The sequence below is a fragment of the Sphingomonas sp. HT-1 genome, assembly GCF_048568905.1.
Classification (GTDB): domain Bacteria; phylum Pseudomonadota; class Alphaproteobacteria; order Sphingomonadales; family Sphingomonadaceae; genus Sphingomonas.
In genome coordinates this window covers 1,726,053-1,739,487 of sequence record NZ_CP183770.1, presented here as the reverse complement: position 1 = coordinate 1,739,487, position 13,435 = coordinate 1,726,053, and the positions used below count along the sequence as shown (strand labels likewise).

Annotated in this window: 13 protein-coding genes; 4 read left to right on the top strand and 9 right to left on the bottom strand. The window is 63.1% G+C overall.

The features are described 5' to 3' along the window. Positions 1-52: 52 nt before the first annotated feature. The 3 genes from ACNFJ7_RS07955 to ACNFJ7_RS07945 form a co-directional block, all read right to left on the bottom strand. Positions 53-580, bottom strand: a complete 528-nt coding sequence (locus ACNFJ7_RS07955) for a hypothetical protein (RefSeq protein ID WP_236704375.1) — start codon at positions 578-580, stop codon at positions 53-55. 44 nt (positions 581-624) lie between these two features. Beyond that, positions 625-798 carry a helix-turn-helix domain-containing protein gene (locus tag ACNFJ7_RS07950; protein ID WP_019367736.1) on the bottom strand — a complete coding sequence of 58 codons (174 nt, stop codon included), beginning with the start codon at positions 796-798 and terminating at the stop codon, positions 625-627. Between the two features lie 190 nt (positions 799-988). Beyond that, complete coding sequence (locus ACNFJ7_RS07945; protein ID WP_019367737.1) at positions 989-1,843, bottom strand: hypothetical protein; 855 nt, start codon at positions 1,841-1,843, stop codon at positions 989-991. Positions 1,844-1,923: 80 nt separating this feature from the next. On the opposite strand from ACNFJ7_RS07945, the gene ACNFJ7_RS07940 reads away from it, so the two are divergent. From ACNFJ7_RS07940 to ACNFJ7_RS07930, 3 genes are all read left to right on the top strand, one after another. After that, positions 1,924-2,268: a hypothetical protein gene (locus tag ACNFJ7_RS07940; protein WP_152997700.1), complete on the top strand. Its 345-nt coding sequence runs from the start codon at positions 1,924-1,926 to the stop codon at positions 2,266-2,268. 87 nt (positions 2,269-2,355) lie between these two features. Continuing rightward, positions 2,356-3,234: a hypothetical protein gene (locus ACNFJ7_RS07935; RefSeq protein ID WP_152997699.1), complete on the top strand. Its 879-nt coding sequence runs from the start codon at positions 2,356-2,358 to the stop codon at positions 3,232-3,234. Positions 3,235-3,561: 327 nt separating this feature from the next. Beyond that, positions 3,562-4,779, top strand: a complete 1,218-nt coding sequence (locus ACNFJ7_RS07930) for a tyrosine-type recombinase/integrase (protein ID WP_019367741.1) — start codon at positions 3,562-3,564, stop codon at positions 4,777-4,779. Positions 4,780-5,092: 313 nt separating this feature from the next. On the opposite strand, the gene ACNFJ7_RS07925 is transcribed toward ACNFJ7_RS07930, so the two are convergent. From ACNFJ7_RS07925 to ACNFJ7_RS07900, 6 genes are all read right to left on the bottom strand, one after another. Then, positions 5,093-6,316, bottom strand: coding sequence for a Gfo/Idh/MocA family protein (locus ACNFJ7_RS07925; protein WP_019367742.1), 1,224 nt, complete (start codon positions 6,314-6,316; stop codon positions 5,093-5,095). A gap of 222 nt (positions 6,317-6,538) precedes the next feature. Beyond that, positions 6,539-8,719: a xanthine dehydrogenase family protein molybdopterin-binding subunit gene (locus tag ACNFJ7_RS07920; RefSeq protein ID WP_019367743.1), complete on the bottom strand. Its 2,181-nt coding sequence runs from the start codon at positions 8,717-8,719 to the stop codon at positions 6,539-6,541. A gap of 51 nt (positions 8,720-8,770) precedes the next feature. Next, positions 8,771-9,241, bottom strand: coding sequence for a (2Fe-2S)-binding protein (locus ACNFJ7_RS07915; protein WP_019367744.1), 471 nt, complete (start codon positions 9,239-9,241; stop codon positions 8,771-8,773). A 60-nt stretch (positions 9,242-9,301) separates the two neighbouring features. Beyond that, on the bottom strand, positions 9,302-9,763 hold the full coding sequence (locus ACNFJ7_RS07910) for a DUF2147 domain-containing protein (RefSeq protein WP_037512691.1): 462 nt from the start codon (positions 9,761-9,763) through the stop codon (positions 9,302-9,304). A 40-nt stretch (positions 9,764-9,803) separates the two neighbouring features. Then, entirely contained in the window at positions 9,804-10,781 is a 978-nt protein-coding gene (locus tag ACNFJ7_RS07905; protein ID WP_019367746.1) for an SDR family oxidoreductase, read from the bottom strand. A gap of 133 nt (positions 10,782-10,914) precedes the next feature. Next, on the bottom strand, positions 10,915-11,907 hold the full coding sequence (locus tag ACNFJ7_RS07900; protein ID WP_236704513.1) for an AraC family transcriptional regulator: 993 nt from the start codon (positions 11,905-11,907) through the stop codon (positions 10,915-10,917). Positions 11,908-12,376: 469 nt separating this feature from the next. On the opposite strand from ACNFJ7_RS07900, the gene ACNFJ7_RS07895 reads away from it, so the two are divergent. After that, positions 12,377-13,168: a MipA/OmpV family protein gene (locus tag ACNFJ7_RS07895; protein ID WP_019367748.1), complete on the top strand. Its 792-nt coding sequence runs from the start codon at positions 12,377-12,379 to the stop codon at positions 13,166-13,168. Positions 13,169-13,435 lie beyond the last annotated feature (267 nt).

Here is a 13,435-nt window from a genome sequence, read left to right as displayed (position 1 = left end):
GCTTCGGTTCGCAGAACCGAAGCCCATCGATCCAGTGTCTTTCTGCACACGGTCAAGCATGGCTCGGCTCCATTTCCAGGTGATCCTGGCCCGCGGCGGCGGCCATTTGGCGAAGGGCGATCTCGTCATCGACGGAGCGATCCCGAGGTGATCTGCAAGGCGAAGCCTGTTCCAGCTTTTGCCTCTCGCTCAGCCAGCGATAGGCCGCTGCATCGACAGCGCGACGGATTGCCTGGTGCAGGTCGATTGCTTCGGCGGGGCCGAGATTGAGCCACCCTGCCTTGTCGATGAACATCTGCGCGCCGAGCGGATAGATCGTCCCGCCGCAATCATATTCCGGTCCTTCGATATGCACCCAGATATCGTCACCTCTGACGATCGAAATCAGTGGGCGCTCGCTGAGGAAGAAGGGACGGATAGCGTTCAGCTGCGACCAGGCTTCATGTGTCCCGGACGACATTCGCTCGGCTATGGGAACAAGGTGATAGGCAACGCCGCGATCGATCCGCAGCGAGACATTGTCGAAGTTGAGGCACGATGAGCGGGCAAAAGCATCCCGCAGTCTCTGGACAAGAGACATGGCAATTTCCTTTGGGAAGAGGATTGGGTTAGTGGCTGCGCGGGTCAGCGCTGCGCGTTTTCGTCGAGCAATCGGCGCAAGGATGAGGTCGTGAGCAAGGTCCGCCTACCGATCTTGATTGTCTCGATCCGGTTCTGCCGGATGAGCATGTAGATCGAGGTTCGACCGAGGCCTAACGCCTTGGCTGCTGCCATGACGGATACGGTAAGCTGTTCCAATGTCGTCTCCTGTGTTTGCCGAATCGCGGCGGGAGACAATTCAGGTTGCACACATCTGCCGGTGCGTCGCTCGGTTGAGGAAAGTGGCGGATTTCTGCGAACTTCCGGCGACCCGGAAAACAGCATCGCCTGATCGGAAATGAAGCGAGCCGGAAATCGGGCAAAAAATTTTTGCGACGAGCGCGAAAGTTCAGCCTTGATCGATCAGGGCTGCGAGAATCCTGCTGGCATAGGGGCGAACCATGTCCGTCCGTGGCATGTCCGCAGATGCATCGGCATGATCTTCGAACCAGTCGAGCAGGAGCTTCTCGATTTTACGCCCCGCTTCTGCCTGATCGGCAAGGTCGATTGAACGCAATTCGGGACTGGCCATGATGGCAATGACGGCGTCGAGGTAGGCATATTTGGGATCGCGGCCTGGGCCTGCCTTGCGCTTTGGCTTGCTCATCGCGAGCAGCCGTTCTGCGTCGTTTCGGGTGACATAGAGGTCGCCAAGGAGCGGGATCGGGGCCGGGTAACCCAGCACATGGGAGCGCTCGCCCACATCTTCTGACAGAACCAGATAGCGTAGCCGCCCGAAGAACAATCTCCTGTCGAGCGGCACATATCTCCCGTGTAGCAGCGACCGAGCATAGACCCGGGGGCCGGACTCCTTCTGGAGCTCGGTCAGGGTCGTCTCAATGCGCTGATCCGGATCATGCGGCAGCGCTGCCGGGACCTTCGGGAAGCTGGCCCCGTATTGCCAGAGGTGCCAAGCCAGCAGTCCGATGGCGGGCAAGGCAAACGTCAGGACCTCGATCCCGAAAACCCAGGCGGACTGTCGCCAAATCCCGAGGACGTCACTCAGCATGGCCACCCCGGCGATAAGGGCGAGGGGTATGGAAAACTTCAGAAACCTTGATTTGCGATCAAGGGTGCGCCTCACTTGGCCCAGAGCGAAATCGACAGCCCGATTGATCCTGGCCAGCCCGTCTTCGATATCGGTGTCGTAGCAAATCGCCAGGGCGCGGCGCAGAGGGATATGTTCTTCCAGCAGAACAGGCATGAGAGGCCCCAATTCGGGCCTGGGTGCTATCGGAGCTGGTTTTGGACCACCCTTCATGGCGGTGAAGTCGATCCAAAAGCATGCGGCTTGTCAACCGCTTGACTGGAAACGCCTCTTCAGAAGAGGGCATCGGCGCACTTTTTGTCATCCGCTCGACTGCGCCGAGTACCCAAATGTCATACTGGTCCCGACACCGCGATTTTCTTGCCTTGCCCGAAGATCTTATTGCCTTCGCATGGTCTGCCCCCATGCGCGACCTCGCGCAAAAATTTGGCACCAGCGACGTCGCCCTGCGCAAGCTGCTGAAGAAGTACGGCGTGGTCACCCCTCCACAGGGACACTGGAATCGCGTCCATGCTGGTCGCACGGTTCCCGGACCGCCAAAGCCGCAACCGCGACGCCCTGGTGAGATCGGTCGGCTGTAGATCGACCATCGTTTCGAGCAGTTTGTCGCCAAGGCAAATCCGATGCCTTCGTCTGGTCCATTCGCCAGCAAGGAGGTGCCTGAAGACTTGGACGATCTGCGGGCCCGCGAAACGAAGCTGCTCGGCAAGGTGTCGGTGCCCAAGACGCTCGAAACCCACCATCCGGCGCTCGCCGACATCCTTCGCAAAGAACAGCGACGCCGCGAAAAGGTCTCGGAATACCGCTGGTTTGGCGATGGCCCTCAGTTCGACAATCCCGTCGATCTGCGGCAATTGCGACTGCTGAATGGTCTGTTCCTGGCGCTCGCCAAGCGCGGGCATACGGCATCGGTCTATGTGAATGACCGCCCGCGCGAGTTTCGCCCAAGCGCGTGCATTGGCGATACCAGCCTCAGCCTTGAGATTGGAATCCTTGGCAAGCATGCAACGGTCTGGCGCGCTGGTGAGCGCATCGCAGACCCCAACCTCCCAGCAAGCACCCCGTTGTTCCTCAGGTGTTCAGGTGGCGACGGTTGCTCCTGGCAGGACGAAGCGGGAAGCAGGCTGGAATCGAGAATAGGGGAGATTGCCGTTGCATTGATCGTTGCCGGTGAAGCTGCGTTCCGACGCCGCCTGAAGGAAGCTGAGATCAGGGACGAACAGGAACGGATCGAACGACTGCGCCGCGAAGAGGAGACCAGAAAGGAGCGAGAGCGACAGCGCCTCGAACACATTCGGAAGCAGAACGAGCAGCGGATCGCCGACTTACGGATGAGCGGTGAGTTGCTGCGCCAATCGCAAGATCTCCGTGCACTGGTCGTGGCCGTCCGTCTCGCCATGCAGCAACGCGCTGATGTAGCCACGCAGAGCCTATCGGCCTGGGAAGAGTGGGCGTTGGGTGAAGCCGACAAACTCGATCCGATCATGTCAGGCCAGATCATGTCGCACCTCTATCCTCCGGTGCCTCCAGCTGAAGAGATGCAATGATGCTTGTTGTGGCTGATCGAAGCGGCTATTCGAGTCACGCGTTTGTTCCCCACATGCCCAAATTGCAGCAGTGGATAACTGGGGGCCTTTTCGGGGGCCTTGAAATTTTATTACTCTCCAAAAATTCAGGATTTCAGCGGCTTGCCGGTACTTTTCGAGTCATGTAAGCGCACCAGTACATATTGAGAACATTGTAGAAAACCGCAGAAATCTCCGGTAAAATCTCTCCTGCGGGTCTCGTGGTTCCCCATTTTGTTCCACCGTGGCCCACCCAAAGTGGGCCACGAATCGGTGGGCCACGGAGATCGCAGGAAGGCGTGGCCCACCATGCTTACGAATGTCGAGATTCGCGCCCTCAAGCCGGCAGCGCGCCCGTTCAAGGTTCCGGATGGCGATGGCTTGTATCTTCTCGTCCAGCCCTCCGGGGCATTGTTGTGGCGATTTCGCTACAAGGTGTTTGGTGTCGAGCGGAAATTGTCGCTTGGCAGCTTCCCCGAGGTGACTCTCCAGCAGGCGCGCCACAAAAGAGACGAGGCGCGCGCTGAACTTGCAGACGGCTTCGACCCGGTCGAGCAGAAGCGCCAGAAGCAGCTTGAGGCGGAACTGGCGGCGAAGACCACCTTCGAGCTGGTCGCCAATGAATATATCGAGAAGATGGAGCGCGAGGGGAAATCGGCGACGACCCTCAAGAAGGCGCGCTGGTTTCTCGAACTGCTGAGTGGGGTCGCCCGCCGGCCCATCGCGGCCATCACGCCGCACGAGTTGCTAGATGTCCTGAAGCGCGTTGAACGTCGCGGGCATCACGAAACGGCGGTGCGGCTGCGCTCCTTCGCAGGTCGCGTGTTTCGCTATGGCTTCGCGACCCTGCGTACCGAGAAGAACCCGGCGGACATTCTCCGGGGTGCGCTCACCGTTCCACGCGTGAAACATCACGCGGCGATCGTTCAGCCGAAGAAGGTCGGGGAACTGCTTCGCGCCATCGAGGACTATAAAGGGCGCCCCGAAACGCTCTACGCGCTGCGGATCGCGCCGCATGTGTTCCTGAGGCCGGGCGAGCTCCGGCAGGCGAAATGGAGCGAGATCGACTTCGCCGAGAAGGTCTGGCGCGTGCCCGCGGAGCGCATGAAGATGAAGCAGCCGCACGCTGTGCCACTTTCCCGGCAGGTGCTGTATCTTCTCCAGGATCTGCGGTCACTTGCGCGATCCAGCGATTTCCTGTTCCCCGCGCTGCATACGACGTTGCGTCCGATCTCCGACAACACGTTGAATGTCGCACTTCGACGCCTGGGCTTCGAACATGACGAAATGACCAGCCATGGCTTTCGCGCCATAGCGAGCACGCTGCTCAATGAATCAGGTCTCTGGCATCCCGATGCGATCGAGCGCGCGTTGGCCCATGGCGAAAGGGATCGGGTTCGGGCAGCCTATCACCGTGGCCCCCATTGGGACGAGCGGGTTCGCATGGCGCAATGGTGGTCTGACTACCTTGACCAGCTTCGGGTCGGCGGTGCGGTGATCAAGGCGAAATTCCGAAAGCGCGGGTAGAGTTGCTCTGATCGCCTGCGGTGAAGGGAAACCAACCGATCGAAATACGCTCGTCAAAATAAATATTTACCGCACTGCAGCAAAAATGGAGCCCCAGGGGTCAGGCCCCACTCCCCTTTTCGTAAATCGGGTTCGAAGCACAAACGCGATCGGGTTGGGCAACTACGAACGCCGGAGATGTCCCACGATCGATCGGCAGCTGGCGACCAGCTCATGACGTTATCGGACCTGAGATCGAATTGCTGCTTCTGGCGAAACCCGCCATTCGTCGGCTTTGTGGGTGCCTCCTGAAGGACGGCGTTCTGATGGCCAATCAGCGCCGCAATCGTCCGTCCGGAGCCACCTTCACAATTTGCCTCGCCTGGGCAGACGCATAAATCGCTTCTATCAGTCGAACGTCACGCAGCCCCATCTCGCCGGGCGTCCTTATCTGCGCGTTGTCACGGATCGCATCCGCCAGGTTATCGAGCTGGCCCGCAAACTGCACCATCGGGTCGCCTGGAGTGAACTCGCCCTCGTTCAGCCCTTCGATCCGCATCGTCTGTCCGGCATAGCTGGTCGCCGGATCCATGATCAGCGAGCCACTGGTGCCGCGGACGACCGCGCTGTTGCCTCCCGCTGAGTCATAGGAGGTGACCATCTGCGCGACTGCGCCCGAAGGAAATCGCAGCTGCGCGGAAACATGCGCGAAAATCTCGGCAAAGCGCGGATCGCCCGCGGGCCGAAAGGTGGTTGCACTGATGCTCTCAGGCATCTCGCCGGTCAGATACAGGGCCGATTGCAGGCCATAAATCCCATAGTCCTCCAGCGGGCCGCCTCCCGCCAGCAAACGGCTGACGCGCCAGTTCTGCGCCGGATCGGTCGGACCCATCCGATAGGCCTGCTCGGTCCGGACAAGTCGGATATCGCCGACTGCCTTTCGTCGCATGAGCTTCATGGCTTCGAGGTTGTACGGCTCGAAATGCGATCGATAGGCGATCATCAGCTTGCGGTTGGCGCGGCGTGCCGCGGCAATCATCCGCTCACAGTCCCCGCTCGAAAGCGCCATCGGCTTTTCGCAAAGGACATGCTTGCCCGCAGCGAACGCGCGGATCGTCCATTCTGCATGGAGGCCGCTCGGCAGGACGATATAAACCGCATCGACGCGGTCGTCCGCGGCAATCTTTGCGAATGTGTCGTAAGAATATCGGGCGTCTTCCGGGACGCCATAGGCATCGCCGACATGGCGGAGCTTATCGGGGTTGCCCGAAACCAGCGCGGCAACGTGGGCGCGCTCGGCCTGACCAAAGCGTGGCATCATCTGATTGAGGGCATAGCCGCCGAGACCGACGATGGCGAAGCCGATGGTGTCCGCACTGCGGCGTCGCGGCGGCTCCGTCGGAAGCTTGACGTTCTGTGGAAAGGGCTGGCCCTTTGCCAGCGCGCCGCCATTTGCCTGCGCGTGGGAGGCGTTTGAACTTGCCGTTGCTGCAAGCGAAGCAGTAGCCACGCCACTGACTTTGATGAATCCTCGCCGCGACATATTGTCACCGATCATCAGCGCTCTCGGGTGTTATGTTTCCATTATCGACCTGTAATAGCGGAGCATTGCGGCCGTTGACAGTCCAGTCGACCGGGAGTCGACGAGGATTGTATCGCCCTGGCGATCCGCCGCTGCGCCCCCGCCCGAGGTCCCGGAAGTCGCCATGCGTTCGCCTTCAACGCAGCAGGATTCCATCAGATCGTGAGACCCTGTCACCCCTCTTCTGCAGGGCGAACCTTAACTGCTCATGGCGGGCGCGGAGCCGCCCGTCAGGAATGGCAGGCTCCGCGTCGGTAGGCCGGTCAGGGCGAGCAGGGCGTTGGCCACTGCCGGCGCGATCGGGGCGACGCCGGGCTCGCCCATGCCCGTCGGCGGTTCTGCCGAAGGCAGGATGTGCGTCTTGACCGCCGGCATCTCGTTCAAGCGAACAATGGGATAGGAATCGAAATTGGTCTGCTCGACGATGCCATTTTTCAGCGTGACAGCGCCGTGAAGCGCTGCGGACAGGCCGAACCCGATGCCGCCTTCCATCTGCGCGGCGATCTGGTCGGGCGAGACCGCGATGCCGCAGTCGACGACCGCAGTCACCCGACGGACAAAGGGCCGGTTGCCGTCCAGCCGCACCTCAGCCACGTGGCCGACGAAGGTGCCGAAGCATTCGTGCACGGCCATGCCGCGCGCCCAGCCTTGCTCGATCGGCGTGCCCCATCCGGCGAAGCGGCAGAGCGTGTCGAGCACCCTGATCCGCCGGGCGGCACCTGCCCTTCGGTACAGCGCTCGGCGATACGCTGCAGGGTCGCGACGCGCGCGGCGGGCGAGCTGATCGACGATATGCTCCATCACCATCGCTGAATGCGAGTGACCGACCGATCGGAAGAAGGCGACGGTGACGGGCAGCTCCGGTGTGGTGATGCGGCAATCGACTGCCGAGGCCGCCGCGAAATAGGGTGATCTCGCCACGCCTTCGGCATTCTGCTCGTTCGCGCCGAACGGAACCAGGCGCTGCGAAACGATGTGGTGGCGCCAATCGGCGGGAAAGCCATCCGGTCCGAGCGCGATCGTCGCGCGGTGATGCACCATGGGCCGATACTGGCCGGCGGCCATCTCGTCCTCCCGCGTCCAGACCAGCTTGACCGGACGGCCGTTGGTTCGCCGGGCGATGCGCACGCATTCGACCAGATAGTCCGCCGATGCAACTCCGCGCCGCCCGAACGAGCCGCCGGCGGACAGCACCTCGATGCGGACCTTGCCGGGGATCGTGCGTGCCGCGAGTGCTGCCTGGACCTGATCGACGGTGGCGAGGTGGCTGCCCGACCAGATGTTGACATCCCAGCCCTCGACCTGCGCGACGCAGTCGAGCGGCTCCATCGGGGCGTGCGCGAGATAGGGGAAGTCGAACGTCGTCTCGAAAAGATCGCCCTGGGGCGGCCGGCTGACGTCGCCCTTGGTCTCGAAGACATGGGCATCGGCCTGGGCGCGCCCTGCAGCGATGTCGCGATACCAGCCGGCAAGTTCCGGGGAGGACCGCCGCTCCGCCGCGCCGTCGTCCCATTCGATCCGCAGCGCATCGCGGCCCGACCGCGCGGCGAAGCTGGTCTGCGCAACGACTGCGACACCGGTCTCGATGGCGAAAATGTCGACCACGCCTTTCACCTTTCGCGCCGCACGATCGTCGAAGCGGGCGAGCGTGCCGCCGAATCGCGGGCTGTGTGCGACCATGGCGACCAGCATGCCGGGCAGCTGGATGTCCTGCGTGTAGACCTGGCGGCCGGTGCTTTTGGGCAGACAATCCTTGCGGCGCACCCGATCGGTGCCGATCAGCCGAAACTCCTTCTGCTGCTTGAGCGCCGGCCGTTGGGGCGGGGTCTGGCGGGCGGCATCGGCCAGCAGATCGGCAAAGTGCGTCGAGCGACCGGACGCAGGATGCGAAACGATGCCGTCGCGCACCATGATCGCGCCGCGCGGGACCTGCCAGCGCAGCGCTGCGGCATCGACGAACATCGATCGCGCCGCCGCACCCGTCTGGCGCAGCCGGCTCCAATGGCTGGCGACGGCCCGCGAGCCCGCGGTGATCTGCGGCCCATAGGCGGCGAAGTTCACCGGTGCGGCCGCGATGCGCACGCGATCCCAGTCCGCGTCCATTTCCTCGGCGATCATCGCCGCCAGCGCGGCGTGGATGCCCTGGCCCATCTCCTGCTGCGGGTTGACGATCGAAACCCAGCCGTCAGGAGCGACGCAGATATAGGGCCCGAACGGGCCAATCTCCATGTCCGGGCCGCCGGCCGTGAGCAACGCACCTGCGGCCTGCATCGGATGGGTGGCGGTGTAGCCGACGACCATCGCGCCGCCCACCAAGCCACCGCCAAGGATCATCTTGCGGCGCGTGAGCTGAAAGCGCGGCTTGGATTCGTCGTTCACGACCTTCTCCTTTTCGGTGGCTCAGGCTGTCGGGGCGCAGGATGCGCAGCCTCATGATCGATTCTTCGCGTTCGCGGCCGCCGCGTCGTGGATGGCGGCGCGAATCCGCGTGTAGGTCGCACAGCGGCAAAGATTGCCGCTCATCGCCCCGTCGATGTCCTCGTCGCTCGGCGACGGGATCGCACGCAGCAGCGCCACCGCGCTCATGATCTGCCCGGACTGGCAGAAGCCGCATTGCGGCACCCCGCGCGCCAGCCAAGCGGCAAGAATCGCCTGTGCTTCCGGGCCGTGCACGCCTTCGATCGTCTCGATCTGCGCAGACGTCGCGTCGGCAAGCGCGATCGAGCAGGATCGCACCGGCTGGCCATCGAGGTGGACCGTGCATGCACCGCACTGGGCCTTGCCGCACCCGTATTTGGTGCCGGTGAGCCGCAGCGTATCGCGCAACACCCAGAGAAGCGGCGTGCTGCCATCGTCGTCGACCCGACGCACCTGTCCATTGACCGTTAGTGAATAGGCCATCTTGCTGCCTCGCACTGTGGAAGGGTTGGGGCGCCTTGGCTCCCGGGGGCGGTCTTGGCGTTAGTTCGAGACGCGGTTGAAGCGGATCGTGCGGCCCAACATCGGCGAGCCCATATAGGCCCGCATCTCCAGCTTGCCGTCGGCCAGCGTGAGCCTAGCGGAAGCACGCCGGCCCGACGTTCCATCGTAGAGCGTGCCGCCTTCCCACCGACCGGCATGCGCGTTCCATTTCAAGTTCTGGAGGATGGTAATGCCCTGGAGCGAACGGGTTCGAAGCGACGGATCGGGATTGTGGACATCGCGCTTGAAGGTCTTGCCATCGGCCTCGACTGCGCGCTGGCCCCACAGCAACCGACCAGCATAGCCGCCATCGCGTTCGAACATCTCGATCTTCATCTGACCGTTCTCCGCCTGCCAGATGCCGGCGATCGTCGGCGCGACCGTCTGCGCGGCGACCGGGAGCAACGTTGCCGGCGAAATCGGCAGGGCAACGAGCAGCATTGCTCGAATGGCTACAAACATGAACGATCCTTTCCGTGAATGGTGCCGTCTTTCGACGCTGCTAGGCGGCCGGGGAGGAAGCCGTTTCCCCGGTGTGGCGCAGCGGAGCAGAGGCGCCGATGGCCTGTTCGAACGTGACCCCGGCAAGCGCTTCGGAAACTTCCCAGAGGCGGGTAGCGGTGGCGGCGTCGAGCGCCAGTGGCGGCACCTTCGCGACCGTCGGATAACCGCGCACCTCGGCAAGACCATCGGGGCCGTAATAACCGCCGGGCCGTGCCTGCGCGGACGTCGCGGCAAACAGCGTCGGCAAGGCGCCACGCTCCACCGGCTGGAACAGAAACGGCAGGAAGGATCGGATGCGTCCCTGCACGCTGCCGCGGCCGGGGCCGTTGTGCAGCAGATCGGTACGCGCCACGCCCGGATGCGCGGCGATGCTGGCAATGCCCCAGCCCGCGGCGTCGCTTCGCCGCTGAAGCTCGAAGGCAAAGATCAGGCAGGCGATTTTCGACTGGGCATAGACCGCCATCGGCCGGTAGCGCTGCTGTGCATCAAGGTCGTCGAAGTCGATCGCACCCCGTGCTGCCACGATGCTCGATACCGAGACCACGCGGGCCTGCTTGCCCTTGCGGAGCAGCGGCAGAAGATGCGCGGTGAGCGCGAAATGGCCCAGATAGTTGGTGCCGAACTGCAGTTCGAAGCCGTCCGCCGTGACCTGCCGCCGCGGCGGGACCATCACGCCGGCGTTGTTCACGAGCAGGTCGAGGCATTCCTGATCCTCGCGCAACCGCTCTGCAAAGGCAGCGACGGATGCGAGGTCTGCAAGATCGAGCATCTCGAACCGGATGTCGGCGCGCGGCGCCTCGCTGTGGATGCGGCGAACCGCATCGGCACCTTTGGCCGCATTCCGGCCGGCGACGATCACGCGCGCGCCGGCATGGGCGAGTGCCAGCGCGTCCGCGAGACCGAGGCCGCCGGTGCCGGTGACGACCGCGGTGCGGCCGTGCTGGGAGGGGATGTTGGAGGTAGTCCAGCGGGTCATTGCGCTCACCTTTCGAAGGGACGTCGTGGCGTCGTTCGAAACAACTACGCGCGGCCGGGGCGATACCCCATGCCGAAACCCGCGAGTTTTTTGCCCGATCCTCCAGGCCAACGGCGAATTGCGACGTGGCCGCTTACCGCGTCCCCGCCGCGAGCAGCGCCCGGAAGTTCATCACGTCGCGCTTCGGTGCCGTGCCGAAGGACCGGGTATACTCCCGGCTGAACTGCGACGGACTTTCATAGCCGACCTGGTAGGCGGCGTCCGACACGTTCGTGTTTTCCGAGACCATCAGCCGCCGCGCCTCGAGCAGGCGCAGTTGCTTCTGATATTGCACCGGCGACATCGCGGTCATCGCCTTGAAATGCTGATGGAAGGACGACACGCTCATGTGCGCCACCTCGGCGAGTTGCTCGACGCGCAATGGCTCGCTGAAATGATCCCGCAAATAGTGGATAGCCCGCGCGACGCGTTCGGCCTGCGTTTCGGGGAGTGCGAGCTTCGCGACTTCGCTGCCATAGGGGCCGGTGAGCAGCCAATAATAAAGCTCCCGCATCGCCGCGGGAAACAGAACCGGCACAGCCTCCGGCATCTGCGCCAGGCGGGCCAGGCGGGTGATGCATTCGGCGAGCATATCATCGACTTTCCCGACGAAGACGCATGGGCCCGAGCCGGCATTCGGAACCGGCGGGTTGGCAAGCTGCTGCAGCACCTCGCGCAGCACGGCTATGTCGAAGTCGATCATGATCCCGACATAGGGGTCTGCCGGCGTGGCGCCGACCATGCGTCCGCTGGCCGGAACTTCAAGGCTCACGACCAAGCACTCCATCTCCGCATACCGAAGCGTCGTATCGCCGAACAGGATTTCCTTTGCACCCTTCAGCACCACGCAGAGCGACGGCCGGTACAGGTTCTGGACGGGCACTATATCCTGGAACGAGCGGACGATGTGGATGGCCGGCATCGGTGTCTGGAACCGGCCTTGGCCACCGCCCTTGGCATCGATGAAGTCCATTACGGCGCTCAAGAGCGTCGACGGTGTTCGACGGGCCAGGGAGGCGGGTTCGCCGATTCGCACCTCGCTTGTAGGAAAAGGCAAGATTTCCGCGCTTTTCGGCATTCTGGTCATCGGTGGATCCTTCTAACTTGAGCGTGCCAGATCAAGGTAGATGACCAGACTATGAACGTTTCAAGGCCCTCGTCAACATAAAGCACACAATTGATTCAAAAGATTCCTTCCCCCTGCAAATTATCACCCGAACAAAATGCGATGATCTTTTGATATTATCGGAGAGCTAAACTTCGTGTGAAGTATATCATTGATCATAAGATAATCAATACTGCACTATGATAGAAATACTTCCGATATTACCTCCGTTCAATCGGTATCGGATGCCGTATCGAAAGCGGCAAGCCATGCCCGACCTACCGCTACGAAAAGGCTGAATTTCGACAAGGCGCGGGCTCCCCCTTTCGCGCCCTTGTTGAATCGGCCGCCTGAAAACTCCCCGACGGGCGGCCGAAGCGCTGCCGCGGGCGATCGGCCGTCGCTCCGGTCGCCCGCAGTTGCTGCACACCCCAAGCATAAGGATGATCCGATGCGCTATTCCGTTGCAATGATACTCGCGTGCACCGTCTTCCCGTCGACCATCGCCACCGCGCAGGAGGTGCCCCCAGATACCTCGCCACACGGCCAGATCGCGCTAGGCGCGGGTGTGGCGCCTCGGTTCGACGGCTCGGGCGACCTTCGCGTCATTCCGTTCGTGCTCGCCGACATCCGCTGGCGCGGCGTGACGTTCGAGGCGCGCGGGCTGCGCGGGCGCATCGACCTCGCCGCCGACCCGCGCTTTTCAATCGGCCCGGTGATCGGCGCCAGGCTCGATCGGAGCGATGCCGAAGGGCCGGTGGGGCTCCTCCCCGAGATTGACACCGCGATCGAGGCCGGCGGCTTCGTGGGGTATCGTCTGGGCGGCGACCGGATCGGCCAGGGCGCGCTCCAGCTGGAGCTCTCCGTCGTCAATGACGTGTCGCGCACGCATAACGGGCTGCTCGCGACGGCGAGCGCCAGCTATATGGCGGTGCGCAGTGCGGACAGGTTCCTCTCGGTCGACCTGCAGACCAACTGGGCGGACGCAGACTATACTCGGACCTATTTCGGTGTTTCCCCACAGGGCGCGGTGGCCAGCGGCCTTTCCGCCTATCGGCCCGCAGCGGGTTTCCGGGACGTGGGCGCGGGTATCAGCGCAGGATATTATTTCGATCGCCATCTCGGCCTGATCGGGCGATTGGGCGCAAACTATCTCGTCGGCGATGCTGCCGGCAGCCCGATCACCGAGCAGGGCCGGCGTTGGCAGCCGCTGGGCGGCCTGACGCTCTCGTACCGCTTCTGAGGTGCGCGGGTGCCCAGTGCCAGCGTCGCAACGCACGCTTACGCTCTCCTATCACCCCAGCCCGAAACGTTCGAAAGCCGGTGGGCACCGCTTGTCGCAGCAGCGATCGCCGTGGGCCGCTTGCCAGGTGAGCCCGATGTCGTGCTCCGGCCGACCACCAGGCGGACGCTACGGGCTTTGATCCTTGGGGCGAAAGCACACTGCCCGCTGGCTGACCCGCGCCTTGAAGTGCTGCGCGCTATCAGCGCCTCGCTGGCCAGAGGTGCC